This is a genomic window from Halorubrum pallidum (assembly GCF_055380345.1).
Genome location: NZ_AP043945.1, coordinates 249894 through 276038, shown reverse-complemented (window position 1 = coordinate 276038; position 26145 = coordinate 249894). Strand labels below are relative to the sequence as shown.

The following is a 26145-nucleotide window of genomic DNA, read 5'->3' as shown; positions in this document are numbered from 1 at the left end:
GAAGCAGCGATCGGATCCGGTCGCGATCCGAACGCCACTTACCCGCGGGCGACGTGTGTCGCCCATGGACGTCTACGAACTGGGCGAGGGCGAGCCGGAGGTCGCGGTCGTCGGCGCGATCCACGGCGACGAGCCCTGCGGTGTCCGCGCGATCCGACGACTCCTCGACGCCGACCCCGACGTCGAGCGGCCGGTGCGGCTGATCGTCGCCAACGAGCCGGCGCTCGACGCCGGCGTCCGCTACCGCGACGCCGACCTCAACCGGGTGTTCCCGGGGAACCCGGACGCCGAGGCCTACGAAGTGCGGCTCGCGGCCGAGTTGCTCGACGCGGTCGAGGGGTGTACCACGCTCGCGATCCACTCGACGCAGTCGTACCCCGAGCCGTTCGCCGTGATCGACTCGATGGACGAGGTCGCTCGGGCGACCGCGCCCCACCTCCCTGTCGACGCGGTCGTCCAGACCGACGCGTTCACCGAGGGACGACTCATCGAGCACCCGCACACGATCGAAGTCGAGGCCGGGCTCCAGGGCACGGAGAACGCCGCCGACAACGCCTACTGGCTGACGCGGGCGTTTCTCGCCGCGGCCGGCGCTCTCCCCGCGCCGGGGGCCGAAGACGTGGTCGACGCCGGCGGGCGCGAGGACGTGGCGGTGTTCCGCCTGCGCGACCGCATCCCGAAGCCCGCCGCGGAGGAGTACGAGGTGTTCGCGCGCAACTTCGAACGCGTCGCGGCCGGCGATCGGTTCGCGGCCGCCGACGGCGAGCCGCTCCGCGCCAAAGAGTCCTTCTACCCGGTGCTTCTGTCGCCGTACGGCTACCGCGACCAGTTCGGCTACGTCGCCGACCGGGTCGGGACGCTGGAGTAGTCACCCGACCAGTTCGATCGCGTCGTCGCCGTTCGGGACGACGCAGATGAACGCCCCGGGCTCGTCGCTCTCATTGCGGTACCAGTGTTCGACGCCGGCCGGGATGAGCAGGGCGTCGCCGGGACCCACCGCGTGCTCTCGGTCGCCGATTCCGACGACGTACTCGCCCGCGAGCACGTACTGCTCGTGTTCGAGCTCGTTCGTGTGTCGCGGGACCGCCGCGCCGGCCGCCAGCTCGAATCGCCGCATGGCGAAGTTGGGCGCGCCGTCGGACTCGTCGAGGAGGACGCGCTTCGTGAGCCCCTCCGCGGCGTCGACCGTCTCGGCGTCGACCGCGTCCGTGCGCTTCAGCACCGCTCCGTCGACTCCCGGCGTGTCGGGCTCGCTCATACCGTGTTCTCGGCGGCGCGACCGTATAAATCGTGTCGGGCAGGACGCTGCCGGAGGAGACACATCTCGAAGCGCCGCGTCCGGAGCGCCACGCCCGGGTATTTAAGCGCCCACCGACCCAATCCGAGGATATGCGCGGAATCAAGGTCGGGACGGTTCTCGGGATCCCGGTCAGGCTCAACTGGACGTTTCTCATCGTGCTGCCGCTTTTCGCCTACCTCATCGGCTCGCAGGTGGGGACGATAGCCGGCGTGATGAACGAGGCGCTCGGGGCGGGCATCGCGCCGGCAGCGATCGAGGGAGGGATAACGCCGTGGGCGCTCGGGCTCGCTGCCGCGCTCGGGCTGTTCGGCGGCGTCCTCCTCCACGAGTTCGGGCACTCCATCGTCGCGATGCGGTACGGCTACGAGATTGAGTCGATCACGCTGTGGCTGCTCGGCGGGCTCGCCAACTTCGCGGAGTTCCCCGAAGACTGGAAACACGAGTTCTGGATCGCGGTCGCCGGCCCTGTAGTGAGCGTCGCGGTCGGCGTCGCCTGTTACGGCGTCTTCGTGCTCGCGCCGGCCGGCGCGAACGCCGTCCTCTTCGTGTTCGGCTACCTCGCGCTGTTGAACGTCGTCCTCGCGGCGTTCAACATGCTCCCGGCGTTCCCGATGGACGGCGGACGGGTGCTCCGGGCGCTTCTCGCGCGGACCCAGCCGCACGCGCAGGCGACCCAGCGGGCGGCCGCGATCGGTAAGATGTTCGCCTTCTTCATGGGCCTCATCGGTCTGTTCACGTTCCAGTTGCTGCTCATCGTGTTGGCCTTCTTCGTCTACATGGCCGCCTCGGGCGAGGCCCAGCAGACGACGCTGAAGGCCGCCTTCGAGGACGTCACCGTCGCCGACGTGATGACCCGCCGCGATGACCTCCACACGGTGACGCCGGACGCCTCCGTCGCCGACCTGATGAGTCGGATGTTCGAGGAGCGTCACACCGGCTACCCCGTCCTCAGCGGCGACGACCTCGTCGGGATGGTGACGCTCGAAGACGCGCGATCGGTCCGCGAGGTCGAGCGCGACGCCTACCGCGTCGACGACGTGATGGCGACGGACGTGGTCGCGGTCGGCCCGGGAGCCGACGCGGTGACCGCACTTCAGACGATGCAGCAACACAACGTCGGTCGGCTGCCCGTGATCGACACGCAGGGCCAGCTCGTCGGGATCATCTCCCGGTCCGACCTGATGACCGCGTTCAACATCATCCAGACGGGCGGCACGCCGAGCGTCATCAGCGGGCGGCGGCGGCTCAGAGACGAGGGCGGCCCGGGCGTGTTCTGAGGTCGACTCGGTCGCTCGCTCCGCCGTGAGAGCGACGCTCACCGGTCGGTGACGCAACCCTTACGCGTCGTGACCGCCAAACACGGGTATATGACCGACGAACGCGACGACGGCCGCCACGAGTTCTCCGCCGGGCAGGGCGTCGACGCCGACTACGAGGAGTTCACCCTCGACCCCGAGGAGTTGGACGCCGATCCCACCACGGTCGACCCCGTGGACTCACGGGTCCTCACGGACATCCTCGACCGACGGAACGTCGGGAGCGACGAAGTCGACGTCGAACAGCTCGTCGACGTCGGGCTCTCGTACATGAGCATCAACCGCTTCGAGGAGGCGACGGAGACGTTCGAGCGCGCCGCGCAGTTCGCCGAGGAAGACTCGCTCGAAGCCCAAGAGGCGTGGGTGAACAAGGGCGCGGCACACGCCGAGTTGGAGGAGTTCGACCAGGCGGTCGGCGCGTACAAGGAGGCGTTACGGATCGACGACGGCTCCGAGCACGCCGCGACGGCCGAGACCAACCTCGCGTACGCGCTCTGGGAGTCCGGTCGCGGCGAGCAGGCCCTCGAACACGCCGAGCGCGCGGTCGAGACCGACCCGCGCTTCGCGGAAGCGTGGTACAATCGGGGGTTCCTCCTCGTCGAACGGGGGCTCGCGGAGGACGCCGTCAGCTGCTTCGACAACGCGATCCGGCTCGGCTACCGCAACGCCGACGTGTTAGAGGAGAAAGCCCGCGCGCTGGAGGAGGCCGGCGACTACGAGCAGGCGGAGGAGGTCGCGGACCGCGCCGACGAACTGCGTCAGGAGACCGAAGAGCAACTGATCGACGAACAGACCGGACAGGCACCCGGGCCGGGCGGACAGGGCGGTCGCGGTGGTCGAGGTCGAGAGTCCGGAGGTCGCGGCGACGAGCGGTCGGGGCGCGAGCTGCGGGGCGAGGGACCAGAGGGGTTCTGAATGCTCCTCCGCGAGCGCGAGACCCCGAAGGGGACGCTCGTCTCCGTCTGTGACCCAGACTGCCTCGGGGAGACGTACGAGGACGGACCGGTGACGCTTACCGTGAGCGAGGAGTTCTACGGGGGCGACGGCGCCGTCGAGGCTGACGCGGAGGCGGTCGTGGCCGGGCTCCACCGCGCGGAGGTCGCGAACATCGTCGGCAGCGAGGCCGTCGCCGTCGCGATCGAGGCCGGACTCGTCGACGAGGAGGCGGTGTTGGAGTTCGAAGAGACCCGACACGCCCAACTACTCTGGCTGTGAGGATCGGCGTATGCAACGACTCACGCGGTCCGAGCTCGCGTCGCGGCTGCGGCCGTTCGCCCCCGGTGACGCCTTCTGGGCGCGGGCGATGACGGTCGGCGAGGCCGCCATCGGCGTCGGACCAGAAGCGCTCGCTGACTGGGCGAACGACGACCACGGAGATACCGGAGCGGACGCCGACGAGGACGGGAACAGCCCCGAGGAAAACGGACCCGACGACGACGCGTTCTCCCGGTCTCGCGGGCGGTCGCACGCGACCATCGAGCGCGTGGAGGGGCGCGGGACCGTCGCCGTGCCCGGACCGCTCGATACCGGCGACATGATCGACGTGGGAGAACGGTCGTTCGTCGTCGTCGCGGTCGATCGGACCGCTGCGGGCGGCGTGACCTACCGGATCGACTTGGTCCCCGAACGCGACGCGGCGTAGTCATGCATCCGCGGTCCCGAAGGTCGCACGAATCCGCGAAGGCGTTCCGTCGCGAGCGGCGCAGTCGTTACTTCCCGTACGCGAATCGTCGGCCGAGCGCGTCGATACGGTCTTTGAGGTCGCTCAGGAGCCCCGCGGGCGACACCCGGCGGACGGCCGACTCGTCGACTTCGATTCGATCGCCACCGAACGGGTCGCGCTCCGCGCGCTCCTCGTCGCTCTGGTCGCCGCTCACCGCGCCGACGACCGTCGACATCGAACACCGACCGCAGGCCTCGGTCCGTATCTCTTGGTCGGACATGCGTGTCTCTACCGTACCGACGCGTTCTACGCTGTTAAAACCCGCCGTCGCCGGCGTTTTCTCGTCTCCGAGTCGGTTTTAAGTATCGCCGCGTCCGGGACGAGAGGGAGGTCGAAGCGACCCCGACGGGCTTTTCACGTGCTCCGTGGAACGGATTCCCATGGGATATCGCGTCGTCGACGCGGACGCAGTCGATCCGGAGGCCGACCGACCCTGCGAGTGCCGGAAGCTCTCGGAGCCGGGTGGCCTCGAACACACGGCGATCAATCGCTTCCGCGCTGAACCCGGCGAACAGCTGCCCCTCGCGTACCACTACCACGAGACCCAACAGGAGGCGTTCTACGTGTTGTCGGGAACGCTCGCCGTCGAAACGCCGAGGGAGACGTACGAGGTCGGGGCGGATGACCTGTTCGTTGTCGACCCAGAGAGCCCGCAGCGGGCGCACAACCCCGACGACGCCGACGGCCCCGTGACGGTACTCGCGATCGGCGCGCCGCCGGCCGCGGACGACGCGGTCGCGTACGACGCGGATGAGTGAGCACGCCGCCGACGGGGACGCCGCCGACGGGGACGACGCCGACCGCCGCGGTCCGGAACAGTCCGATGCCGACCAGCCCGGCCCCGAGGCGCTGCCGGCGGAGATCCGCGAGCGCGTCCCCGACTACGACGACGAGTACCTCGACCGGGTCTCCGACCGGCTCATGTACAGCTACGACTTGGAGGCCGACGTCGTCGAGCGCGGGGAGCGCTTCGACCTGTACGCGAAGATGCGGCTGCGCAATCAAAAGCAGTTCCTCCACCCCGCGTTGAGCTACGCGGACCACGACATGATGGAGCACGTGTTCGCGCGCCGGGTCGCTACGCCCACGGTCGGGGAGGTCGAACGGCTCGTCGAGTTCGCACACGGAGTCGCAGACGACCGCGTCGAGGGCGACGAGCAGCACTACGGCACCGACATCACCGTCGTGCTCGTCGCGGATCGGATCCCCGAGGCGGTCGCGGACTACGTCGAGGGATTCCGCGACCGGACGCTCCTCAAGCTCGGCTACTACGGTCACTACGAGGTGAACCTCGTCGTCGTCGCGCCTACCGAAGAACGGCTCGTCGCCAGCGAGGTCGCCGACATCGCCGGCGCGTTCCGGCTGTGGGAGCCGATCGAGGAGCCCGAAGAGGGGTTCTTCTCGCGGTTCGCAAAGCGGTTCTGGCGATAGCGATCGTGCGCTCGACGCGGCGCTGCTCCGGGACGGAGCCGCGTGGAGGTACGAAATGCAGGGGACCAGATCGGTCCGAACCGCGACCGAGTCAGTCGTCGCTCGGTTCGGCTGCCGGCGCGTCGCCGCCGCGGACCGACCGAATGTTACCGAGACCGATCGTCACGAGCGATAGCGCGAGCCCGATCAGCACGAGCGCGAGGACCATCTGCGTCGCAGATGATATCTGCGCGCCGAGCGTCTCCGCGCCGCCGCCGATCAGGTTCGTGTACAGGTTCTGGTACAGCGCCAGCCACGTGAGCCCGAGCACGGTGATGGTGACCATCACCGCCATCGGGACACCCGTGGATATCAGCTGCTTGGACTCGTCCCAGTTGGCGAGCCAGACCGTGGCGGTCAACAGCGCGAGCGCCGCGAGCAGCTGGTTGGCGCCACCGAACAGCGCCCACAGGGTCGCCCACTCGCCGGAGATAACGAGCAGGTAACCGATACCGATCTGGAAGAGCGGATTGGTGTACCGACCCCGGGCGATCGAGCCGAGGTTCGGCGAGAACCCGCTGACGGTCATGCCGTCGTCCATGCCGACGATCTCCTCCATCATGTACCGACCCAGCCGGACCGCGGTGTCGGTCGAGGTGAGCAGGAAGCTCACCAGGACGAGCGCCATGAACACGGCTCCGATCGTCTCCGGAATACCGAGGCTCGTGAGGATGATTCCGCCGCCGCTCGCGAAGTTCGGAAGCGCGCCGCCGATCCCGCCGCCGGCGGCGTCACCGGCGAAGCCGGCGACCGCGAGCGTCGAGAGCGCGAGCGCCGCGAGCAGCCCCTCACCGAGCATGCCGCCGTAGCCGATGAGTCGGGCGTCGCTCTCCTTGTTCAGCTGTTTCGAGGTCGTCCCCGAGGAGACGAGCGAGTGGAACCCGCTTATCGTCCCGCAGGCGATGGTGATGAAGAGCAGCGGGAACAGCGGATACAGGCCCGCCGCCTCGACGCCCCAGAACCCCTCGAACATGCCGATCGACGAGTCGACGACGAGCGGCTGCCCAGAGGTCCCGAGGATCGTTCCGACGATGATCGCGATGATTCCGCCGCCGACGCCCGCGTACAGCAGGAACGACGAGAGGTAGTCGCGCGGTTGTAACAGCACCCACACCGGGAGCGCGCTCGCGATCCCGCCGTATACCATGATCACTGGGATCCACGCCGCGCTGTTGCCGTTGAGCGCAGCTGTGTTCGCACCAGGAATCCAACTTCCGGTCCCGCTGAACAGCACGAAGGTGCCCGCCGGATGGCTGGCGTCACCGGCCAGTTCGAACAGCGCGACCGGGTACTGGATGCCGAGCCAGACGCCGGCGAACACGCCGGCGACGAAGAGGATCGTCCCCGGGATGAACGGGCCGTTGAGCTGGTAGAGGTACACCCCGAAGGCCAGTGCCAGGAGGATGTACACGAAGCTCGCGGTCGTCACCTGCGGGTACGCGTTGAACACGATCCCGACCACGAGCGCGAACACCGCCACCACGAGGATGATCGTGAGGAACGCGAACCACAGCAGCAGGTCCTTGCCGCGTTCGCCGACGTACTGGCCGACGATGTAGCCGATCGACCGCCCCTCGTGTCGGATCGAACTCGACAGCGAGATGAAGTCGTGGACCGCCCCCATCAGCGGATTTCCGATCGCGACCCACAACAGCGCGGGGACCCATCCCCAGATGGCCCCCGCAGTGATCGGACCGACGATCGGCGCGCCGCCCGCGATGCTCGAAAAGTGATGCCCCAGTAGCACCGGCTTTTTCGCCGGTACGTACTCCTGTCCGTCTTCGTACTTGTGTGCCGGCGTCTCTCGGCTGTCGTCGAGATCGACGAACCGCGAGAGGTACCGCGAGTACCCCATATACCCGACGGTGAACGTGCCGAGCACGGCAGCTACGATCCAGATTACACTTGTCATGGTTCCCTGCCTCGTGGTAATGGTTCACGATCGAATACTTAAGTATTGTCTTCACTCGTGATGATAGGCCGAAAAACGGCCGCCCTGACGGAGATCGGCTCCCGGAAAACACCTTGTTACTTACTCGCACAGTGAAATAAACTGCGCGCTCGCCCGTGCCAATCGTTCGCGCGGACTGATCGTGGCCCCGTCGGATTCGGCGGCGACGTCTCGACGTCGAGTTCGGCGGCGACACCCTAGGCCGGATTCGATGGCGACGTCTCGACGTCGAGTTCGGCGGCGACGTCCGAGAGCAGGTCGCCGCGCACCTCGCGGGTGCGCGACTCGATCTCGGCGACCAACGGCGGCGCGAACTCCTCGCGGACCTGTCCGAGTCGGTCGCGTTCGGTCTCGACCTTCTCGCGGAGGTAGCGAGCCCCGCGGCCGTTCTCGTCGTCGTCGGGTGCCGGCGTGAGCTTGTTCGCGACGAGCCCGCGGACGCGCAGGTCCCGCTCGGTGAATCCCTCGATCGCCCGCTCCGTCTCGTTGACGGAGAGCTGATCGGGATTCAACACGAGGAAGAATGCGGCGTCGTTTCGCATCGCGTCGCCGGCGTACTCGAAGAACTCCTTTCGCCGCTGGAGTCGCTCTAAGACGGGGTCGCCATCCATCAGTCGTCGAGGCTCCATGTCGCCGATCGCCGCCTTCTCGAAGAGGTCGATCGACTGTTTACGCTTGTACAGCAGCCGGTCGATCCAGTCGCCGAGGAACTCCGGGAGCCCGAGCAGCCGCAACGTCGACCCCGTCGGCGCGGTGTCGAAGACCACTCGGTCGTACGGGTCGCTCTCCTCGCGCATCACGGTCACGAACGCGTCGAAGAGGGCCGCCTCGTACGCGCCCGGCGTCCCGTGGGACATCTCCAGTTGCCGGTTGATCTCCGATACCATGGCCGCCGACACCTGTTCGGAGAGCCCCTCGCGGATCTCTTGGAGGTGCCGTTGCATCTCGTCTTCGGGATCGATCTCCATCGCGTCCAGGCCGTCGACGCCGGCGACGGGCTCCGGATCGTCGCCGAACCGCTGGTCGAACACGTCCGACACCGAGTGTGCCGGGTCCGTCGAGACGACGAGCGTGCGGACGTCGGCGTTCGCACAGCGAGTGGCGTACGCACACGAGACGGTCGTCTTGCCGACCCCGCCTTTTCCGCCGAAGAAGACGAACCGCTCCATCACCGCCCCTCCGTGACCGTGGCGTCCATCAGAAGTGGTACTGCTGTCCCTTTCGCTCGATGAGGCTCTCACGGTCCCACAGCCGGCGCTCCCACGCCTCGAACTCGTCTTCGAGGTACGGGAGCAGCTCGGCGGTGTAGTACGACACCGGCGACGGGATACCGAAGGCGTCGGGGAAACACGCGAGCATGAACTCGTCTTCGGCGTCTTCGGCCTCCTTCTCTATCTTCTCGTAGGCCGGATGCGTGATCATCCCGTGGTAGAGTCCGCGGAGCCACTCTTCGAGCTCCGCGCGAAAGGCGGCTATTCGGTCTTCGATAGTCATGATGCACCGTGACGCCCGCCTCGGTTAAAAGCTATCGCGGGTTCCCTTGTGAGCCGCAAAAACGGACGCGGGCGATTCCCGATCGGCGGTCGTCGCCGTTACGCCGAGTTCCCGTCGGCGGTCAGTTCGCCCTTTGCGTCTCCCGACTCCTCTCCCTCGTCGAGTTCTAGCCGGTCCGAATCGTCCGGTGTCGGGCTGTGGACGTCGTTTCCCATCGCACCCCAGACGAGGTACAGCATGGCCGCGACCATCAGGAGCGTCGCGACGACCGCAGCGACACCCACCACGGAGAGGTACTGGATCATGGTGCGCGGTCGGCGGGCCGGACGTATCAACGTATCGGCTTTGGGCGACTGTGAACCGTTTCGGGGTCGCCGGCACGTCGGTCGTGCGATATCGCGCTCGGGCGGCCGTGGCGTCTGCCGGCGCGGAGTTGAAGGGGGTGGCCGCCCGAATCGACGGCATGACTGACCGGATCCCGGTGACCGTGCTCTCGGGGAGCCTCGGGGCGGGCAAGACGACGCTTTTGAACCACCTCCTCTCTACCGCCGGCGACCGCGACATCGCAGTGCTGGTCAACGACATGGGCGACGTGAACGTCGACGCCGACCTGATCGCCGAGGCGTCGGAGGTCGACGTCGAGGGCGTCACAGAACTGTCGAACGGCTGTATCTGCTGTGAGCTGCAGGACGACCTAGAGACCGCGGTCGTGCGGCTCGCGAACGAGCGCTCCTTCGACGCCCTAGTCGTCGAGTCCTCGGGCATCTCCGAGCCCGCACCGGTCGCCCGGCTGTTCACCACGGAGTCGCGCGCGGCCGCCCGCTACCGCGTCGACGCGCTCGTCACCGTGATCGACACGCGACAGTTCGTCGACGCGTTCGCCGGCGACGGGACCCCGACGCGTCGCGTGAATCCCGCCTCGAGGGGAGACGATGCCGACGCTGTGGGCGACGGCGATACGGCCGATATCGACGCGGACCGCCCGCTCTCAGACCTCCTCGTCGAGCAGATCGAGGTGTCGAACGTGGTCGTGTGTAACAAAGCCGACCTCTGTACAGACGCGGAGATCGAGGAGGCGCTCGAACTGGTCGGCGCGCTCCAACCCAACGCCGAGACGGTCGTGACCGAGTTCTCCGCGGTCGATCCCGATCGGATCCTCGACGTCGGTATCTTCGACGAAGGCGAGGTCGGCGACCTTCCGGGGTGGAAGCGCGCGCTCGAAGAGGCGCGCGCTGACGAGGACGGCCACGCGAGCGAGACCCGCGACGACACACGCGACGGCCACGCCCACCGCCATCCGGACGAGGTGTACGGCGTCACCTCCGTTACGTACCGCCGCCGCCGACCGTTCCATCCCGGCCGGATCGCCGCGCTGCTCCGCGACCTCCCGGACGACGTTGTCCGCTCGAAGGGGACGCTCTGGGTCGCAGGCACGGACCAGCGACAGCAGGTCGGGCAGGCCGGACGATCGGTCCGCGTCGAGGCGCTCGGACCGTGGATCGCGAGCCTCCCGGAAGTCGAGCGGGACATGCTGCGCTCGAACCGCCCGGGGCTCGACTGGGACGACGACCACGGCGATCGGCTGACGGAGTACGTCGTCATCGGGACGGGGATCGACGAGGACGCGATCGTCGACCGCCTCGACGACGCGCTCGTCACCGACGAGGAGTGGGACGAGTGCAGAGGCGGCGGCGGGGTCGGGGGGGACGGCGAGTTACTTTTCCCGACCGAACAGGGCGACGAGGCCGCGCTCAGAGAGCCCTGAACGCAACGCCGCCGCTCAGTACCCGTCGTCGGGTCAGTACCCGTCGTCGGGATCGACTGCGTCCCACGCCGGCGTCTCCGCGAGTACCCGTAGTGCCGGCTCCGCCTCCGCGGCGATCGCCCCGTAGAACCGGGTTCGGCCCACTGGGGTGTGCACCCGGAGAACGACGGTGTTGTGGGTGACGTCGAAGGCGGAAAGCGCCCAGTTCTTGTCCGCGGCTCGCCACCGACCGACGCACGTTGCGTCACGGCCGCTGACCGTGCGTGAGCCGAGTTCCCAACTCAGCCGGGTGAGGTGATCGAGGTCGAACGGAATCGCCCCGGGAAGCGTCACCGTCCGTTCGCTTCCACCGTGGCTGTCACAAGCTGCCATACCAGACGTACCGGTATCGGTCACCAAAAACCGATCTGTTTCGTGCGAGGCTCGCAGTGGCACGCGTGTGGATTGCCGAGCCATGCCGTCGCGTACAACAGCCATCTCCGAGGGGTGGCTTCCGGTCGCTACGTGTCACGTGCCGGCAGAGAAAAGAGCGGTCGTCGCGACAGACGGAGTCGCCGTCGGAAAGCGAAGAGTGTGCCTCGCAGGCTTTAACGACCCAGCGCCGCTACTGTGAGTGAGCCGAATGGACGTAGACAACTCCCCCGTCACCACAGACGACTTCTATCAGACGCTCGTTGAAAACGCCGCCGAGGGGATGTTGACGATCGACGAAAACAGCGACATTGTGTACGCCAATCCGGCGATCGAAGACATCCTCGGATACACGCCGGAGGAACTGATCGGGAGTTCGAAGATGGATATCATCCCCGAGCGGTTAGAACCCGTACACACCGCGGCGCTCAAGTCGTACGTCGAGACGGGAGAACGGAACATCGACTGGAACGGGATCGAGCTCCCGGCCCTCCACAAGGACGGTCACGAGGTGCCGACGCTCATCAGTCTACGCGAACACGAACACGACGGCGATCAGTACTTCACGGGAGTCATTCGAGACATCTCCGAGCGCCGGCAGCGGGAGAACCAACTGCAGGATCAAAAAGAGCGGCTGGACGAGTTCGCAGACATCCTGACACACGACATTCGGAACCCGCTCTCCGTCGCCGAAGGCTACACCAAAATCGCCAGAGAGCAGCGCGACAGCCCGGAGTTAGAGAAAATCTCGGACGCGCTCACTCGTATCGATACCCTCGTCGACGACGTCCTCGAACTCTCGAAGGAGGGCCGATCGATCGGTGAGACCGACGTGATAGACGTCGGAGAGAGCGTTCGCGAGGCGTGGGAGAGCGTCGAAACCCGCCAAGCCACGATGCTCGTCGACGACGACCTCGGGGCCATAGAGGCCGACGAGAGTCGGTTCCAAGAGCTATTGGAGAACCTGTTCCGCAACGCGATCGATCACGCCGGGAGCGACGCGACCGTTCGTGTCGGTTTGCTTTCCGACGAACTCGGACTGTACGTCGAAGACGACGGATCTGGGATCCCGGCGACCATTCGATCGGACGTGTTCGGGCACGGGTACTCGACGCATCGAGACGGAACCGGCTACGGCCTCTCGATCGTCTCGCAGATCGTAGACGGACACGGGTGGGACATCTCGGTGACCGAGGGCACAGAGGGCGGCGCGCGCTTCGAGATCACGTGGTAGCGCCCGCCGACGATCGTCCGTCGAAGACCGCCCGCCGAAGGGGGTTCGGCGTCGTCTGGTTACTCCGTCTCGTCGCCGTCGGGCGTCGACGGTTCGGTCGTGACGCCCGTGTCGGCGGGTGTTTCGGATTCCTCGATTAGGTCGCCAGACCGCGCGCCTCGACCGAACAGCCGTCCGAGTACGCCGCGGTCGCTGCGCTTCTCGGCGAGCAGCACGGAACACTCCACGTCGTCGAGCACCTGTAAGACGAGCGAGCCGCGGACCAGCCGAGAGAGTAACCCCTCCTCAGTCGCGCCGACGATGAGCATCGTGGCGTCGCGAGCGGCCCGCTCGATGCTCGCCTCCACGTCGCCCGACTCGATCCGCAGCGTCGCGTCCGCGAGGTCGTGCTCTGTGGCCCACCGCGAGAGGAACCGCCGCCCCGCCGCCTCGTCGTCGGCGACGTGCAACAGAGTGACCTCGCCGTCGAACTCCACCTGGAGCATCCGGGCGACGGCCGCGGACAGGTCCGAAGCCGGACCGCCCGCGGTCGGCACGAGGATCCGCGAGGGGTCGAACCCGCGGTCGCGGAACACGAGGAAGTCGGAGGGGAGCGCGTACGCCAGTTCGTCGACGGCAGACTCGGCGCGGCCGGGCGCGCCGTGGGAGTCCTCGCCCCAGCCCATCACGGTGAGGTCGGCCCCGTAGGTGCGGGCGGCGTCGAACACCTCCTCGAACACGCGGTGAGAGAGGATGACGTGCGTCTCGACGTCGACGCCGAACGTCTCGGCGTCCTCCTTCGCGCGGTCGAGCAGGTCGTGCGCCGAGTCGTGTGCGCCGCGGTCGCGGGCGGCTTCGAGCGAGGTCTGGTCGGGGACGTTCGCGATGTTGACCGCGACGACGGTCCCGTCGCGCTGTTTAGCGATGGCCGACGCCAGCGTGATCAGGTGTTCCTCGGTCGCGGGATTCGCGAGCGGCACCATCACGCGGTAGTCGCCGCCGCTCGGCTGGACGGACGTGGCCGCGGAGACGGCCTGCTCCGGCAGGTCGTCGGAGCGGTCGAGGATCCACGTCCCCAGCACGCCGCGCGCCTCCACCTTCTCGCGGGCGTACACGAGATACCAGAGGACGGCGAAGACGACGAGCGCGAACGACAGGAGGATGATCGTCGGGTCGATGTACACGATGAGCGCGAACGACGACACCGCGCCGATTATCGGAACGGCCGGGTAGAAGGGGACCTCGAAGTCGGGGTCGTACCCCTCGACGTCCGACTCTCGCATCACGATGAGCGCGAGGTTGAGCAGGCCGTAGACGATGAGGTGTAGCACCGAACCCATCGTCGAGAGCGATTCGACGCCGCCGGCGACGAGGAAGAGGAGGATGAGCGCGCCGGTGAGCGCGATCGATTTATACGGAGTGCCGAACCGATCGTGGATCTCGTTGAGCTTCGGGGTGACGATCTTCTCGCGCCCCATCGCGAAGTTGATCCGCGACGACGAGAGGATCGAGGCGTTCGCCGAGGAGGCGGTCGCGAGCAGTCCGCCGATCAGAAGCATTCCGGCTCCGACGGCTCCGAGCGAGTACCCGAACACCTCGTAGTTGCCGAACAACAGGCGAGCGGCGTCGACGACGGCAGTCTCGTTGTTCGCGACCAGCTCGTTCGGGACCGCCGCGAGGAGAACGACGAGGAACAGCGCGTACACGACGGTGACGATCACGACCGATCCGAGCACCGCGAGCGGGAGGTTGCGACCGGGGTTCTTGATCTCCTCTGCGACCGAGGTGATCTGGACGAATCCCAGATACGACACGAAGATGATCCCCGTTACGGGCAGCACCTCTCCAGTCGTTCCCGGCGGCGCGATCGGTCGCAGCGACTCCATGTCGGCGTTCAGCAGGCCGACGACCGTGAAGACCGCGAGGATGCCGAGAAGCGACATGACGATGACGATCTGGAGTCCGCCGGTCTCTTTCGCGCCGAAGTAGTTGACCGCGATGAACAACAGCGCGCCGGCGAGACCGATCACCTGTGCGGCCTCGAGCGTCAGCGGTCCGAGTCCGACCGGTCCGAGACCGACGAGCGCGTTGACGTACTCGCCGAAGCCGTACATGTAGAACGCGGAGGCGAAGGCGAGTCCGAGCCAGTTGGCCCAGCCGGCGACGGATCCGAACATCGGTCCGAGCGCGCGGTTAACGTAGAAGTACGCACCGCCCGACTTGGGCATCGCCGTGCCGAGTTCGGACGCGGAGAGCGCGGTGAAAAGCGCAATAACCCCGCCGAGGACGAACGTGAGCGCCGCGAGCGGGCCGGCGCGAGCGACGGCGGTGCCGGGAAGCACGAAGATCCCCGCGCCGATCATCGTCCCGATCCCGATCGTGAGCGCCGCGAGCGGACCGAGGTCCTTCGCGAGTTCCTCGTCGCCGCTCACGGCGGACCACCCCGGTCGACAGCGGCTCCCCCTCGGGCGGTTGTGACTCTTCGTGCGTGTATCATACCCTGTTTCTCTCCTCTGTTCGTATAAACCCGGCTACTCCGGGCAACACCGCCGTTAGGTCGCGAGCGTCGGGCGGACCCGCCGGCGCACCGAACCGCTCGACGCGCGATCGTTCGGGAATATCATAAGGAACATACCCACACGCGTCCCCGTACCGATCATCAGGTGGATCCCGTGAGCAAGAAACGCGAATACCGCGACGACTACGACGACAAGACGCTTTTCATCCCCGGACCGACCGAGGTCCGCGAGGACGTGATCGAGGCGATGGCACAGCCGATGTTCGGCCACCGGATGGATCGGATGACCGATCTCTACACCACCATCGTCGAGGACACGAAGGAGTTCCTCGACACCGACCACGAGGTCGTGATACTCACCGCCTCCGGCACCGAGTTCTGGGAGGCGTCGACGCTCAACCTCGTCGACGAGAACATCCTCGTGCCGACCTGCGGGAGCTTCAGCGAGCGCCACGCAAACGTCGCCGAGCGGCTCGGCAAGGACGTCGACCGACTGGAGTACGAGTGGGGCGAGGCGGTCAAGCCCGAGGACATCCGCGAGACGCTCGAATCCTCGGAGAAGCACTACGACGTGGTCGCGACCGTGATGAACGAGTCCTCGACGGGGGTCCGTAACCCGATCGAGGAGATCGGCGACGTGGTCGCGGAGTACCCGGACACGTACTTCGTCGTCGACGCGGTCTCCGCGCTCGGCGGCGACTACGTCGACATCGACGAACACGACATCGACGTGATATTCGCGTCGACCCAGAAGGCGTTCGCGATGCCGCCGGGGCTCGCGGTCTGCGTCGTCAGCGACGACGCCTACGACCGCGAGGTCGAGAAGGACACCTCCTCGTGGTACGGCGGGTTCCGTCGCACTATCGACTACTACGACCGCAAGGGACAGACGCACTCGACGCCCGCGATCCCGGTCATGTTAGCGTACCGCAAGCAGATGAAACACATGCTGGATGAAGGCCACGCCGCCCGCGACGAGCGTCACCGCGACATGATGGCGTACGTCCACGAGTGGGCCGACGAGCACTTCGCGATGTTCCCCGAGGAGGGCTACGAGTCGCAGACGGTCGCCTGCATCGAGAACACGCGGGGGATCGACGTCGCCGCGACGATCGAAGAGGTGAGCGAGGAGTACGACATGGCCTTCTCGAACGGGTACGGCTCACAGCTCGGCGAGGAGACGTTCCGGATCGGCCACATGGGCGAACACACCGTCGAGAGCGTCGAGGAGCTGACCGACGCGATCGAAGACGTGGCCGGACTCTAGCGGAGACGCACGGAGACGGGGCGCGTCACTCCGCTCCGAGCAGCTCGACGAGAAGCGCGTTCTGCGCGTGCATCCGGTTTTCGGCCTGATCCCACACCAGCGCGCGGTCGGATTCGAGCACGTCGTCCGTGATCTCCTCGCCGCGGTGAGCTGGCAGACAGTGCATCACCTTCGCGTCGGTGCCCGCGAGCAGGTCGGCGTTCACCTGAAAGCCGTCGAACGCCGCCAGCTTCTGGTCGCGCTCGTCTTCTTGTCCCATCGAGATCCACACGTCGGTGTAGACGACGTCCGCGCCGTCGATCGCCGTCTCTGGGTCGGTCGTCCGCTCGACGTCCGCGCCGAACGCGGCCGCCCGATCGAAGACGGCGGGGTCCATGCCGTAGTCGGCGGGGGTCGCGACCGCGACGTCGATCCCGGCCATCGCCGCGCCGACGACGAACGACTGGCCGACGTTGTTGCCGTCGCCGACCCACGCGACCGTGGCGTCTGATCCGACGGTCTCGCGGATCGTCAGGAGGTCGGCGAGCGTCTGACAGGGATGCGCCTCGTCGGTGAGCCCGTTGATCACGGGGCAGTCCGCGTACTCCGCGAGCACCTCGACGTCTTCGTGGTCGAACAGCCGCGCCATCACGCCGTCCACGTAGCGACCCAGCACGCGGGCGGTGTCGCGAAGCGGCTCGCCGTGGCCGAGCTGGATGTCGTCCGGTCCGAGGAACATCGCGTGACCGCCCAGTCTGGTCATCCCCGTCTCGAAGGAGACGCGGGTCCGAGTCGAGGGCTTCTCGAAGATCATTCCGAGCGTCGCGTCCGTCAGTCGGGGGTCGGTCTCGCCCGCCTTCATCGCGGCGGCGCGGTCCAGCAGGGCGTCCAGTTCGGTTGGCGTCACGTCGTCGATATCGAGGAAGTCGTCGGTAGCGAGTGGCATCGTGTCGGTGGTGTGTTGGTGGAGTCGTTCGGACGGTGGTGCCGTTCGAGAGCGGGTGTCGTTGCAGTGTGGGCAGCGAGACGTTACAGTCGCTTGCGACAGACGTCCGTGAGGACGGTCACGGCGCGGTCCAACTCGGGGAGCGGGAGCCGCTCGTCCGGGGCATGGTCCAGATCGGAGTTCCCGGGCCCGTAGGTGACCATCGGGCAGTCCCACGCGGCCGCAAAGAGGTTCATGTCGCTCGTGCCGGTCTTCCGCAGCAGGCGGACGTCGCCGTCGGCCGACCGGATCGCGACGCGGAACGCCCGCGCCAGATCCGTCCGGGGGCTCTCCATGACGGGCGGCATCGGCTCGCCCCAGTGGACCGACCCGGTCGAAAGCTCCGCCTCCGAGAGTTCGTGGATCTCGTCGACCGGGCGAGAGGGCGGGATCCGGAGTTGCACCTCCATCGTCGTCTCCACGGCGAGCCCGTCGTCGCTCAGTCCGCCGTCGATCGAGATGGGTTTGGTCGTCACCTGATCGAAGACGGCGGTCTCCGGGTCGTCGGGGGTGAACGTCTCCTCGACGCCGTGCCACCAGTCGATCGCGTGCTGGATCGCGTTCGGTTCCGGCCGCGAGGAGTGGCCCGACTCGCTGGTGTTCACGTAGGTCCCCTCCAGTAGCCCGCGATATCCGAGGGTGATCCCCTGCCAGCCCGACGGCTCGCCGTTGACAACCGCTTCCGGCGCGTCGCGGTCGTCGATGAGGTGCCGCGCGCCGGCGGAGTCGACCTCCTCGCGGACGACGCCCACGAACGAGACGCCCGTCTTCACCGCGGCGACCGCCATCGTGACCAGCGGTCCCGTCGCGTCGACCGCCCCGCGTCCCCATAACACGGGGTCACCGGGCTCGCCGACGCGAACGTCGGACGGCTCCGGCAGCTCGCCCTCCGGGGGAGCCGGCCGGACCTCGACGGGGATGTCGCCCGGCACGGTGTCGATGTGAGAGGTGAGGAGCATGGCGTCGTTCGCCGGCGCGCGGACGTTGCCCGCGTCGTCGATCCACGCCTCCCGCCCGTTGGCCTCAAAGAAGTCGACGAGCCGCTTTGCGGCCCGCTCCTCCTCGCCCGACGGTGAGGGGATCGACACCATGTCGTACAGCAGCTTCCGGGCCGGCGTGTCGCAGGCCGCGGGGTAGCCGCCGCCGGCGACGACGTCGTCGCCGGCGCGCTCGCGCTCTTTGCCGGCCGCCATCAGTCGATCACCTCGGCGATGGCGTCGACGACCGCGTCGGCGTGCTCGCGTTCGATCGTGAGCGGCGGGAGCAGCCGCAACACGGTCCGGCCCGCGGGCAGCGCGAGTATCTGGTGGTCGATCGCCAAGTCGCGCAGCAGGCGGTTCGAGCCGCGCTTCACCTCGACGCCGATCATCAGCCCGTCGCCCCGCACGTCGCGGACGTCGTCGCCGAGGCGGTCTTCGATCTCGCCGCGCAGGTACGTCCCCACGTCGTCGGCGTGCGCCGGGAGCGCCTCGCGCTCGATCACGTCGAGCGTCGCCCCCGCGGCGGCCGAGACGACCGGGCCGCCGGAGAACGTCGAGCCGTGGTTGCCGGCGTCCTCGGCGATCCAGTCGCGACACAGCGTCGCGCCGATCGGGAGCCCGCTGCCGAGCCCCTTCGCGGTCGTGAGCACGTCGGGTACCACGCCGTGGCGCTCCGCGGCCCACAGCGAACCGGTGCGGCCGAGTCCGGTCTGGATCTCGTCGAGGACCATCGCGGCCCCGGCCTCCTCGGTCGCCTCGCGGACCGACTGCAGGTACGCCGTGGAAGCGGGGTTGATCCCGCCTTCGCCCTGTAGGGGTTCGAGGATGACCGCGGCGGTCTCGGAGTCGACGGCCTCGAACATTGCGTCGGCGTCGCCGTACTCGACGAACTCGACGCCGCCGGCGAGCGGCTCGAACCCCTGTTTGTACTTCTGCTTCCAGGTGGTCGCGAGCGCGCCCATCGTCCGACCGTGGAACCCCTGCTTGGTCGCGACGATCTTCTCGCGGCCAGTCGCGTGCCGGGCGAACTTCAGCGCGGCCTCGTTGGCCTCCGTCCCGGAGTTACAGAGCCACACGTTGTCGACGTCTCCGGGGCCGACATCGGAGAGCCGCTCGTACAGCGCCGTCCGCGCCGCGTGCGGGTACGACGCCTGCACGTACATCAGCTCCTCCAGCTGGCTCGTCGCCGCGTCGACGACTTCGGGGTGACTGTGCCCGACCGGCGTACACGCGTAGCTCGCGCCGAAGTCGAGGTACTCGGTCCCGTTGGTGTCGGTGAGGTACACGCCGTCGCCGGCGGCGATCTCGATCGGCTTCTCGGAGAAGACGAAGCCGCTCACGCGGTCTCACCTCCGGTCTCGGCCGCCGCGTCGTCGCCGTCCGCGTCGTCGCCGAGCGCCGAGCGCTCGATCGTCGTCCCCGCGCCGCCGAGCGCGGCGACGATCGGCTCGTCGACGTTGGCGTCGGCGACGACGACGCGGCCGGAACCGCCCGAGAGCGCTTCTTTGGCCGCCATCACTTTCTTACCCATGAACCCTTCCGCGGCGTCTTCGACCGCCGCGAACTCGTCGGGCGTCGCCGCCGACTCGATCAGCGTGCCGGGGTCGTCGGGATCGGCGTAGACGCCCGCCACGTCCGTCAACAGGACGAGGTCGGCGTCGAGCGCGCCCGCGACCGCGGCGGCCGCCCGGTCCGCGTCCGTATTGACCGGGGTGACGCCGCCGTCGCCCTCTCTCCCCTCCATCGGCGGCGAGACGACGGGGGTGTAGCCGTCGTCGAGCAGCCCGGCGAGCAGGTCGGCGTTCACCGACTCGATCCGGCCGGAGTGCTCGCCCCGTTTGATCTTCTTTTTGCCGTCCTCGACCACGCGAACCGCGGACTTGCGGGGCCCCGAGAGGAGCCCGCCGTCGACGCCGCTCAGCCCGACCGCGTCGACGCCGGCTCCGCGGAACAGCGCCGTCAGCTCGGTGTTGAGCTTGCCGGCCATCGCCATCGTGAACGCCTCCATCGTCTCGGCGTCGGTGAACCGGCCGGTGACGCCGGAGGCCGACTCGACGTACTCGGGCTCCATGCCGAGCCGCTCGATGACCTCGTCGACGACAGTCGAGCCGCCGTGGACGACGACGACCTCGCGGCCGTCCGCGGCGAGGCTCGCCACGTCGCCGACCGCGCCGGCCGGGTCGACCGCCTTCGCGCCGCCGATCTTGACGACGACCGGCGGGTCGTCTGCGGTCGAGCCGCCGTCTGCGACCGCGTCGGGCACGGGGCGACCGCTCCGCGCGTCGTCCCCGCTCATGGCGACCCCACGGGGTGAAGCCCCTCGAACTCCAAGCCGGCGTCTTCGGGCAGGTCCAGGGCGATGTTCGCCGCGTGGACCGCCTGTCCGGCAGAGCCTTTCATCATGTTGTCTATCGCCGAGAAGACGACGACGCGCCGGTTGCCGGGATCGAGTTCGAAGCCGACCTCGCCGTGGTTCGTACCGGCGACCGCCTTCGGTTCGGGGTAGCGGTAGACGCCGCCCCCGCCGGAGACGATCCGCATGAACCGCTCGTCGGCGTAGGCGTCGCGGTACGCGCCCCAGAGGTCGCCCTTCGAGACGGGCTCGCCGGGGAAGACGTGACAGGTCGCCGACGCGCCGCGGACCATCTCGACCGCGTGAACGGTGAAGGAGACGGAGAGCCCGAGGTACGCCTCGATCTCGGCCTCGTGACGGTGACTCGTGGGCGCGTACGGGCGCACGACGCCCGAACGCTCCGGATGCGAGGACGCCGCACCGCCGCCGGCACCGCCCTCCGAGGAGCCGACCTTCACGTCGACAACGACCCGATCGGTCTCCGGATCGAGCGCGCCGGAGTCGACGAGCGGCTTCAGCCCGAGGATCGTCGCGGTCGCGTTACACCCGCCGCCGGCGATCAGGTCCGCCCCGGCGAGGTTCTCGCGGTTGAGTTCGGGGAGCGCGTACTCCGCGCGCTCCAGGTACTCCGGCGACTCGTGGCCGTCGTACCACTCGTCGTACAGCTCGGCCTCGGGCAGCCGGAAGTCCGCGGACAGGTCGACGACCGTGCCCGCCGCCTCGAAGTACTCGTCGACCTGTCCCATCGAGACGCCGTGCGGCGTCGCCGAGAAGAGCACGTCGACGGACTCCAGTTCGTCTGGGTCCGAGAAGCGAAGGTCGAGCCCGCGCAGGTTCGGGTGCGAGCGCCCGACGGTCATGTTGTCCGCCGACCGCGACGTGGCCTGCACGACCTCGAAGTTCGGGTGGCCGGAGAGCAGACGCAGCAGCTCGCCGCCGGTGAAGCCCGTGCCGCCGATGACGCTCGCGGTGAGGGTCTCGCCCGTCGCGGCCGTCGCGTCGGAGTCGGTCGTCATGCGTTCGCCTCCCCGACCTCGCCGTCGGCCAGCGCGGCCGCCTTCGCCTCCAGCCAGTCGACGACCGTCGCGGGCACGTCGACGTCGCTCGCGGCGTCGAGCGCCTTGAACTCGACCGTGTGGTTCACCTCGTGGACGGTGTACTCGCCGGAGCCGGAGCCGCCCACCTCCATCAGGTCGACGCCGAGCAGGCCGCCGCCGACCGCGTCGGAAGCGCGCTCGACCAGTTCCAGCGCTCTGTCGTCCAGATCGAACGACTTCGTCTCGCCGCCCTTCGCGGCGTTCGTGAGCCAGTGGTCGGACGACCGCGTCATCGCCGCGACCGGTTCGCCGTCGACCGCCAGCACGCGGATGTCGCGGCCGGGTTTGTCGACGAACTCCTGCACGTAGAACACCTTGTGCTCGTAGTGGCCGAGCGTCTCCTTGTGCTCCAGTATCGCCTCCGCGGCGTTACGCGAGTCGATCTTCGCCATCAGCCGGCCCCACGAGCCGGTGACCGGCTTGAGCACGCATGGGTAGCCGAACGACTCGATCGCCTCTAAGGCGGCCTCCGTCGTGAACGCCACCTCCGTCGCGGGGGTCGGCACGTCGGCCTCCGCGAGCGCGAGCGAGTTCTTCGCCTTGTCGGCACAGACCTCGCCCGTCTCGGGGGCGTTGATCACGGGGACGCCGTAGCTGTCGAGAAAGCGCGTCGCGTACAGCGACCGGCTCGTCGACAGACAGCGGTCGACGACGATGTCGAGGTCGTCGACGGCCGCGGTCGTCGAGTCGAGCCCGAACCGCTCTTTTCGGACGTCTATCTTTTCGACCTCGTGGTCGCGGTCGCGTAGCTCTTCGAGCAGCAGCTTCTCGTCTTTCCGGATCCGCGAGTAGAGGATCCCGACCTTCACGCAGACCACCTCGGCGCGGTCGTCACCATCGACGTTACTCGCCCCAGTCCTCCTCGAGCTCGGGGGCCTCCTCCAACACGACGGGGTCGAGAGAGATGACCTCCAGCTCGGTTCCGGTGACCGGACTGTCGATTATCTCGCCGACTTCGACGTCGGCCGGCAGTTCGATCTCGTCGCCCGTGATCGGGTCCTCCGCCACCAGCGTATCGGTGTCGCTCGTCATCGTGGATCTGTGTCGGCGTCGAGAGCGCATAAAGGCTTCGAACTTGTCGGATAAATTATACTACGTAAAGCGGCCGCTACTCGAATGAAACCGGAACGAAACGCCTCCGCGTCCCGTTTCGTGTCAGAATTCGATACGAACCTCGCCCCCTCGCAGGGACGGGATCGCCGCCGGCGGTCGCGGACCGACCGCCGACCGCGGCGGTCGTCGCAGCCGGTCCGGCTGTCGTCGGTCAGACACCGGCGTTCACCTCAGACATACTCGCTCACCTCGGCGTCGAGCGCGCGAGCCGCGTCCGCGAGCGACTCCCGACGCGTCGCGAGTGCCGTCCGATCCGAATCGAGCGTCTCCCGGCGGGCATCGAGGTCGCTCGCGACCGCGTCGGGCGCGGGTCCACCGACGGAGTCGCGGCTCGCGACGCTGCGTTCGGGGTCCAAGACGGCCTCGACGTCCTCGCGGCTCACGTACGTCGAGAGGGGCTCGCCCGTCACCGTTCGAGCGGCCTCGTCAACTTTTGCGGCCGCCGTCGCCGGCGCGTCGTCGTCCGTGACGCGCTCGGCCGCGGCCGCGACGATCTCGTGAGCGGTGCGGAACGGGAGCCCGCCCATGGCGAGCAGATCGGCGACGCCCGTCGCCGTCGAGAAGCCGTCGCCCGCGGCGTCCGCGAGCGCGCCCTCGTTCCAGTCGGCCGTCGCGACCGCGCCCGCCGCCACCTCGGTCGCCTCCCGCACGTCGTCAGCGGTCTCGAACACGCTCGCGTGGGCGCGCTGGAGGTCGCGGTTGTACGCGCGAGGGAGACCTTTGAGCAGGCTCAGCGTACCCGTCGCCTCGCCGATCGCGTCGCCGGCGACCCCGCGGGTCAGCTCCAGCGTGTCGGGGTTCTTCTTCTGGGGCATGATCGAGGAGGTGGAGGCGTAGTCGTCGGACAGCTCGACGAACCCCTTGTTCGAAAAGAGGACGAGGTCCTCGGCGAGCCCGGACAGCGTCGTCGCGAGCGTCGCGCACGCGGTCGCTCCCTCGGCGAGGAAGTCGCGCGCGGAGGCGGCGTCCATCGAGTTGGCGACGAGTCCGTCGAAGCCGAGCAGGTCGGCCGTTCGCTCGCGGTCGACGTCGAACGGCGTGCCCGCGAACGCGGCCGCGCCGAGCGGTGAACGGTTGGTGCGCTCGTAGGCGTCGAGCAGCCGCGCCGTGTCGCGAGCGATCCCACCCTCGTACGACAGCAGGTAGTGCGCGACGGTCGTCGGCTGGGCGGGCTGGAGGTGGGTGTACCCCGGCATCACCGTCTCCGCGTGCTCGCTCGCGACGTCGACGAGCGCTTCGCGGAGCATGAGCGTCGCTTCCGCGGCCGCGAGCAGGTCCTCGCGGAGGCGGTACCGGATGCAGGTCGCCACCTCGTCGTTGCGCGAGCGCGCGGTGTGCATCCGGCCGCCGTCGGGGCCGATCCGGTCGATCACGGCGGTCTCGATCGCCTCGTGGACGTCCTCGCCGTCGGGCAGGTCGTCGTGGCCGGCGGCCGCCACGTCGTCGAGCGCCGCGAGTATCTCGCCCGCGACCGCGTCGTCGACGATCCCCTGCTCCGCGAGCATCACCGCGTGTGCGCGGTCGACCGCGAGGTCCGCCTCGAAGATGGCCGCGTCGGCGGCGAGACTGGAGAGGAACGAACGGGCCGGGCCGCCGCTGAAGCGGTCGCGGCGGACGGCGGTGTCGCCAGTCGCGTCGGCGTCGTTCGTCCCGTCGGCGTCCCTCGCGGTGGAATCGTCGTCGGTCATTCAGTTCTCGTCGAGGTTGGTCCCGCCGTCGTCAACTGCGGCCCCACCATCGTCGGTGCCGTCGTCAACTGCGGCCCCACCATCGCTGGCGAGTTCGGGCTTCGAGACGCTCGCTTTCACGTCGTTGGCGAGACGCTCCTGTAACCCGTGGTACTTCGCGACGCCCGTCGCGTCCTCCTGTGCGATGCCGGCGACGTCCTCGGTGTTGAAGGAGGCCATCTCCTCGGAGTAGACGGCGTACTCGGAGTCGCGAGCGACGACGCGGCAGTTGCCCCCGGAGACTTTGACCGTCGCCGTGCCGGTCACCACGTCCTGCGTCTCGTCGACGAAGGCGTTCAGCGCGTCGACGACGGGCGCGAAGACGAGGCCCTGATAGGCCTTCTCGGACCACTCGTGTTCGATACCCTTCTTGAACGAGCGCTCGTTCTTGGTGAGGACGAGATCCCCCAGGGCTTGGTGGGCCGTGAGTAGAACGGTCGCGGCCGGGTGCTCGTAGTTCTCGCGCACCTTCAGCCCCAGCATGCGGTCTTCCATCACGTCGGTGCGGCCGATGCCGTAGCTCCCGGCGTACTCGTTGAGGTGCTGGATGAGCGGGACCGGATCCATCTCCTCGCCGTCGACGGCGACCGGGACGCCCTCCTCGAAAGCGACCTCGATTGTCGTCTCGCCCTCGGGCTCCGCGGTCCACTCGTAGATGTCTTCCGGCGGCTCGTAGTTCGGATCCTCCAGTTCGCCGCCCTCGACCGCGCGCGACCAGATGTTCTCGTCGATGGACCAGACGCCGCCGTCGCCGGCCTCGACGGGCAGGTCCTTCTCGGCCGCGTAGTCGATCTCCCACTCGCGGGTGAGGCCCAGTTCGCGGACCGGCGCGATCACTTCGAGGTCGGAGCCGCGCCAGACGGCCTCGAACCGAAGCTGGTCGTTCCCCTTCCCCGTGCAGCCGTGTGCGATGGCGTCACAGCCCTCCGCTTCGGCGACGCCCAGAATGGCCTCGGCGATGACCGGACGCGCCAGCGCGGTCCCGAGCGGGTACCCCTGGTACGTCGCGTTTGCCTTCACCGCGTCGTAACACAAGTCCGCGAACTCCGCTTTCGCGTCGACGACGTGGATGTCGAGACCGAGCGCGTCGGCGGTCTCCTCGGCCTCGTCGAACTCCTCGGTGGGCTGGCCGACGTCGACGTTGACGCCGATGACCTCGTCGTAGCCGTACTCCTCTTTCAGAAGCGGTACGCACACTGTGGTGTCGAGTCCCCCGCTGAACGCGAGTGCAACGCTCGTCATTATCGGAGTAGATCCGGCCTATCCCCTTAAATTCAGCGGTTTGAATATTGGAACAAAACCTCGACGCAGTCGCTGACGACGGACGAAGCTGTCACTCTCGGAGACGGAACGGCGCGGACGCGACGAGGAGAACGTTACTGGCCTCGGGAGGCCGGTCGTCGCGCCGCGCCGGAAACCGGTCGCGGTCGGACGCCTCGTCGCGGTCGCGGGGCTCGTCGGCCTCGGAAGAGCGTGGCCGCCG

27 protein-coding genes are annotated in these 26145 nt (G+C 68.2%); 10 read left to right on the top strand and 17 right to left on the bottom strand.

Translation table 11 applies throughout. The features are described from left to right. Positions 1–64 precede the first annotated feature (64 nt). The gene (locus tag ACZ45C_RS03000) at positions 65–868 is read left to right on the top strand and encodes a M14 family metallopeptidase (RefSeq protein ID WP_460562807.1); all 804 of its coding nucleotides are present in this window, start codon (positions 65–67) and stop codon (positions 866–868) included. Here ACZ45C_RS03000 and ACZ45C_RS02995 read toward each other — a convergent pair whose 3' ends face one another. After that, positions 869–1258 (bottom strand): cupin domain-containing protein, encoded by a 390-nt coding sequence (locus tag ACZ45C_RS02995; protein WP_460562808.1) that lies wholly within the window; start codon positions 1256–1258, stop codon positions 869–871. Between the two features lie 131 nt (positions 1259–1389). Here ACZ45C_RS02995 and ACZ45C_RS02990 point away from each other — a divergent pair, with 131 nt between their 5' ends. The 4 genes from ACZ45C_RS02990 to ACZ45C_RS02975 all read left to right on the top strand — a co-directional run bounded on the left by ACZ45C_RS02990 (position 1390) and on the right by ACZ45C_RS02975 (position 4258). Continuing rightward, a complete protein-coding gene (locus tag ACZ45C_RS02990) occupies positions 1390–2577 on the top strand; it encodes a CBS domain-containing protein (protein ID WP_460562809.1) in 1188 nt (395 codons plus the stop codon). Between the two features lie 90 nt (positions 2578–2667). Then, positions 2668–3531 carry a tetratricopeptide repeat protein gene (locus ACZ45C_RS02985; protein ID WP_460562810.1) on the top strand — a complete coding sequence of 288 codons (864 nt, stop codon included), beginning with the start codon at positions 2668–2670 and terminating at the stop codon, positions 3529–3531. Further along, complete coding sequence (locus tag ACZ45C_RS02980) at positions 3532–3831, top strand: DUF424 domain-containing protein (RefSeq protein WP_460562811.1); 300 nt, start codon at positions 3532–3534, stop codon at positions 3829–3831. Between the two features lie 10 nt (positions 3832–3841). Then, a complete protein-coding gene (locus tag ACZ45C_RS02975; RefSeq protein WP_460562812.1) occupies positions 3842–4258 on the top strand; it encodes a hypothetical protein in 417 nt (138 codons plus the stop codon). Positions 4259–4325: 67 nt separating this feature from the next. On the opposite strand, the gene ACZ45C_RS02970 is transcribed toward ACZ45C_RS02975, so the two are convergent. Continuing rightward, positions 4326–4559 (bottom strand): hypothetical protein, encoded by a 234-nt coding sequence (locus ACZ45C_RS02970; protein WP_460562813.1) that lies wholly within the window; start codon positions 4557–4559, stop codon positions 4326–4328. Positions 4560–4719: 160 nt separating this feature from the next. Between ACZ45C_RS02970 and ACZ45C_RS02965 the strand changes: the two genes are divergently transcribed. Both ACZ45C_RS02965 and ACZ45C_RS02960 read left to right on the top strand, forming a co-directional pair. Next, positions 4720–5097 carry a cupin domain-containing protein gene (locus ACZ45C_RS02965; RefSeq protein ID WP_460562814.1) on the top strand — a complete coding sequence of 126 codons (378 nt, stop codon included), beginning with the start codon at positions 4720–4722 and terminating at the stop codon, positions 5095–5097. Further along, positions 5090–5770 (top strand): hypothetical protein, encoded by a 681-nt coding sequence (locus tag ACZ45C_RS02960; RefSeq protein WP_460562815.1) that lies wholly within the window; start codon positions 5090–5092, stop codon positions 5768–5770. The genes ACZ45C_RS02965 and ACZ45C_RS02960 overlap by 8 nt, the downstream gene beginning before the upstream one ends. A 91-nt stretch (positions 5771–5861) precedes the next feature. On the opposite strand, the gene ACZ45C_RS02955 is transcribed toward ACZ45C_RS02960, so the two are convergent. From ACZ45C_RS02955 to ACZ45C_RS02940, 4 genes are all read right to left on the bottom strand, one after another. After that, the gene (locus tag ACZ45C_RS02955; protein ID WP_460562816.1) at positions 5862–7721 is read right to left on the bottom strand and encodes a carbon starvation CstA family protein; all 1860 of its coding nucleotides are present in this window, start codon (positions 7719–7721) and stop codon (positions 5862–5864) included. A 236-nt stretch (positions 7722–7957) separates the two neighbouring features. Continuing rightward, the gene (locus ACZ45C_RS02950; RefSeq protein ID WP_460562817.1) at positions 7958–8929 is read right to left on the bottom strand and encodes an ArsA family ATPase; all 972 of its coding nucleotides are present in this window, start codon (positions 8927–8929) and stop codon (positions 7958–7960) included. A gap of 28 nt (positions 8930–8957) precedes the next feature. Then, positions 8958–9254 carry a hypothetical protein gene (locus ACZ45C_RS02945; RefSeq protein WP_460562818.1) on the bottom strand — a complete coding sequence of 99 codons (297 nt, stop codon included), beginning with the start codon at positions 9252–9254 and terminating at the stop codon, positions 8958–8960. Between the two features lie 98 nt (positions 9255–9352). Beyond that, positions 9353–9559 carry a hypothetical protein gene (locus tag ACZ45C_RS02940; protein ID WP_460562819.1) on the bottom strand — a complete coding sequence of 69 codons (207 nt, stop codon included), beginning with the start codon at positions 9557–9559 and terminating at the stop codon, positions 9353–9355. Positions 9560–9717: 158 nt separating this feature from the next. On the opposite strand from ACZ45C_RS02940, the gene ACZ45C_RS02935 reads away from it, so the two are divergent. Continuing rightward, complete coding sequence (locus ACZ45C_RS02935; RefSeq protein ID WP_460562918.1) at positions 9718–11019, top strand: CobW family GTP-binding protein; 1302 nt, start codon at positions 9718–9720, stop codon at positions 11017–11019. A 33-nt stretch (positions 11020–11052) separates the two neighbouring features. On the opposite strand, the gene ACZ45C_RS02930 is transcribed toward ACZ45C_RS02935, so the two are convergent. Next, positions 11053–11391 (bottom strand): hypothetical protein, encoded by a 339-nt coding sequence (locus tag ACZ45C_RS02930; RefSeq protein WP_460562820.1) that lies wholly within the window; start codon positions 11389–11391, stop codon positions 11053–11055. Positions 11392–11641: 250 nt separating this feature from the next. Here ACZ45C_RS02930 and ACZ45C_RS02925 point away from each other — a divergent pair, with 250 nt between their 5' ends. Next, the gene (locus ACZ45C_RS02925; protein WP_460562821.1) at positions 11642–12664 is read left to right on the top strand and encodes a two-component system sensor histidine kinase NtrB; all 1023 of its coding nucleotides are present in this window, start codon (positions 11642–11644) and stop codon (positions 12662–12664) included. 59 nt (positions 12665–12723) lie between these two features. On the opposite strand, the gene ACZ45C_RS02920 is transcribed toward ACZ45C_RS02925, so the two are convergent. Further along, positions 12724–15075 carry an amino acid permease gene (locus ACZ45C_RS02920; protein WP_460562822.1) on the bottom strand — a complete coding sequence of 784 codons (2352 nt, stop codon included), beginning with the start codon at positions 15073–15075 and terminating at the stop codon, positions 12724–12726. 240 nt (positions 15076–15315) lie between these two features. Between ACZ45C_RS02920 and ACZ45C_RS02915 the strand changes: the two genes are divergently transcribed. Then, positions 15316–16428 carry a pyridoxal-phosphate-dependent aminotransferase family protein gene (locus tag ACZ45C_RS02915; protein WP_460562823.1) on the top strand — a complete coding sequence of 371 codons (1113 nt, stop codon included), beginning with the start codon at positions 15316–15318 and terminating at the stop codon, positions 16426–16428. Between the two features lie 25 nt (positions 16429–16453). On the opposite strand, the gene argF is transcribed toward ACZ45C_RS02915, so the two are convergent. The 9 genes from argF to ACZ45C_RS02870 all read right to left on the bottom strand — a co-directional run bounded on the left by argF (position 16454) and on the right by ACZ45C_RS02870 (position 25904). Further along, positions 16454–17353: an ornithine carbamoyltransferase gene (argF, locus tag ACZ45C_RS02910; RefSeq protein ID WP_460562824.1), complete on the bottom strand. Its 900-nt coding sequence runs from the start codon at positions 17351–17353 to the stop codon at positions 16454–16456. Between the two features lie 83 nt (positions 17354–17436). After that, positions 17437–18585 (bottom strand): [LysW]-lysine hydrolase, encoded by a 1149-nt coding sequence (locus ACZ45C_RS02905; RefSeq protein WP_460562825.1) that lies wholly within the window; start codon positions 18583–18585, stop codon positions 17437–17439. Further along, entirely contained in the window at positions 18585–19712 is a 1128-nt protein-coding gene (locus tag ACZ45C_RS02900; protein WP_460562826.1) for an aspartate aminotransferase family protein, read from the bottom strand. The genes ACZ45C_RS02905 and ACZ45C_RS02900 overlap by 1 nt, the downstream gene beginning before the upstream one ends. Further along, positions 19709–20668, bottom strand: a complete 960-nt coding sequence (locus ACZ45C_RS02895) for an acetylglutamate/acetylaminoadipate kinase (protein WP_460562827.1) — start codon at positions 20666–20668, stop codon at positions 19709–19711. Before ACZ45C_RS02895 ends, ACZ45C_RS02900 begins: the two co-directional genes overlap by 4 nt. Next, a complete protein-coding gene (gene argC, locus ACZ45C_RS02890; RefSeq protein WP_460562828.1) occupies positions 20665–21741 on the bottom strand; it encodes an N-acetyl-gamma-glutamyl-phosphate reductase in 1077 nt (358 codons plus the stop codon). Before argC ends, ACZ45C_RS02895 begins: the two co-directional genes overlap by 4 nt. Then, positions 21738–22631 (bottom strand): lysine biosynthesis protein LysX, encoded by an 894-nt coding sequence (gene lysX, locus ACZ45C_RS02885; RefSeq protein ID WP_460562829.1) that lies wholly within the window; start codon positions 22629–22631, stop codon positions 21738–21740. The genes argC and lysX overlap by 4 nt, the downstream gene beginning before the upstream one ends. 34 nt (positions 22632–22665) lie before the next feature. Next, positions 22666–22854, bottom strand: coding sequence for a lysine biosynthesis protein LysW (lysW, locus tag ACZ45C_RS02880; protein WP_049983816.1), 189 nt, complete (start codon positions 22852–22854; stop codon positions 22666–22668). Positions 22855–23105: 251 nt separating this feature from the next. Beyond that, the gene (gene argH, locus ACZ45C_RS02875) at positions 23106–24623 is read right to left on the bottom strand and encodes an argininosuccinate lyase (protein ID WP_460562830.1); all 1518 of its coding nucleotides are present in this window, start codon (positions 24621–24623) and stop codon (positions 23106–23108) included. Next, complete coding sequence (locus ACZ45C_RS02870; protein WP_460562831.1) at positions 24624–25904, bottom strand: argininosuccinate synthase; 1281 nt, start codon at positions 25902–25904, stop codon at positions 24624–24626. Between the last annotated feature and the right edge of the window lie 241 nt (positions 25905–26145).

What these genes read in the sequence shown, in the direction of transcription:
- ACZ45C_RS03000 (WP_460562807.1), top strand. Translation starts at nt 65, where the DNA reads ATGGACGTCTACGAACTGGGCGAGGGCGAGCCGGAGGTCGCGGTCGTC.
- ACZ45C_RS02995 (WP_460562808.1), bottom strand. Translation starts at nt 1,258, where the DNA reads ATGAGCGAGCCCGACACGCCGGGAGTCGACGGAGCGGTGCTGAAGCGC.
- ACZ45C_RS02990 (WP_460562809.1), top strand. Translation starts at nt 1,390, where the DNA reads ATGCGCGGAATCAAGGTCGGGACGGTTCTCGGGATCCCGGTCAGGCTC.
- ACZ45C_RS02985 (WP_460562810.1), top strand. Translation starts at nt 2,668, where the DNA reads ATGACCGACGAACGCGACGACGGCCGCCACGAGTTCTCCGCCGGGCAG.
- ACZ45C_RS02980 (WP_460562811.1), top strand. Translation starts at nt 3,532, where the DNA reads ATGCTCCTCCGCGAGCGCGAGACCCCGAAGGGGACGCTCGTCTCCGTC.
- ACZ45C_RS02975 (WP_460562812.1), top strand. Translation starts at nt 3,842, where the DNA reads ATGCAACGACTCACGCGGTCCGAGCTCGCGTCGCGGCTGCGGCCGTTC.
- ACZ45C_RS02970 (WP_460562813.1), bottom strand. Translation starts at nt 4,559, where the DNA reads ATGTCCGACCAAGAGATACGGACCGAGGCCTGCGGTCGGTGTTCGATG.
- ACZ45C_RS02965 (WP_460562814.1), top strand. Translation starts at nt 4,720, where the DNA reads ATGGGATATCGCGTCGTCGACGCGGACGCAGTCGATCCGGAGGCCGAC.
- ACZ45C_RS02960 (WP_460562815.1), top strand. Translation starts at nt 5,090, where the DNA reads ATGAGTGAGCACGCCGCCGACGGGGACGCCGCCGACGGGGACGACGCC.
- ACZ45C_RS02955 (WP_460562816.1), bottom strand. Translation starts at nt 7,721, where the DNA reads ATGACAAGTGTAATCTGGATCGTAGCTGCCGTGCTCGGCACGTTCACC.
- ACZ45C_RS02950 (WP_460562817.1), bottom strand. Translation starts at nt 8,929, where the DNA reads ATGGAGCGGTTCGTCTTCTTCGGCGGAAAAGGCGGGGTCGGCAAGACG.
- ACZ45C_RS02945 (WP_460562818.1), bottom strand. Translation starts at nt 9,254, where the DNA reads ATGACTATCGAAGACCGAATAGCCGCCTTTCGCGCGGAGCTCGAAGAG.
- ACZ45C_RS02940 (WP_460562819.1), bottom strand. Translation starts at nt 9,559, where the DNA reads ATGATCCAGTACCTCTCCGTGGTGGGTGTCGCTGCGGTCGTCGCGACG.
- ACZ45C_RS02935 (WP_460562918.1), top strand. Translation starts at nt 9,718, where the DNA reads ATGACTGACCGGATCCCGGTGACCGTGCTCTCGGGGAGCCTCGGGGCG.
- ACZ45C_RS02930 (WP_460562820.1), bottom strand. Translation starts at nt 11,391, where the DNA reads ATGGCAGCTTGTGACAGCCACGGTGGAAGCGAACGGACGGTGACGCTT.
- ACZ45C_RS02925 (WP_460562821.1), top strand. Translation starts at nt 11,642, where the DNA reads ATGGACGTAGACAACTCCCCCGTCACCACAGACGACTTCTATCAGACG.
- argF (WP_460562824.1), bottom strand. Translation starts at nt 17,353, where the DNA reads ATGCCACTCGCTACCGACGACTTCCTCGATATCGACGACGTGACGCCA.
- ACZ45C_RS02905 (WP_460562825.1), bottom strand. Translation starts at nt 18,585, where the DNA reads ATGGCGGCCGGCAAAGAGCGCGAGCGCGCCGGCGACGACGTCGTCGCC.
- ACZ45C_RS02895 (WP_460562827.1), bottom strand. Translation starts at nt 20,668, where the DNA reads ATGAGCGGGGACGACGCGCGGAGCGGTCGCCCCGTGCCCGACGCGGTC.
- argC (WP_460562828.1), bottom strand. Translation starts at nt 21,741, where the DNA reads ATGACGACCGACTCCGACGCGACGGCCGCGACGGGCGAGACCCTCACC.
- lysW (WP_049983816.1), bottom strand. Translation starts at nt 22,854, where the DNA reads ATGACGAGCGACACCGATACGCTGGTGGCGGAGGACCCGATCACGGGC.
- argH (WP_460562830.1), bottom strand. Translation starts at nt 24,623, where the DNA reads ATGACCGACGACGATTCCACCGCGAGGGACGCCGACGGGACGAACGAC.
- ACZ45C_RS02870 (WP_460562831.1), bottom strand. Translation starts at nt 25,904, where the DNA reads ATGACGAGCGTTGCACTCGCGTTCAGCGGGGGACTCGACACCACAGTG.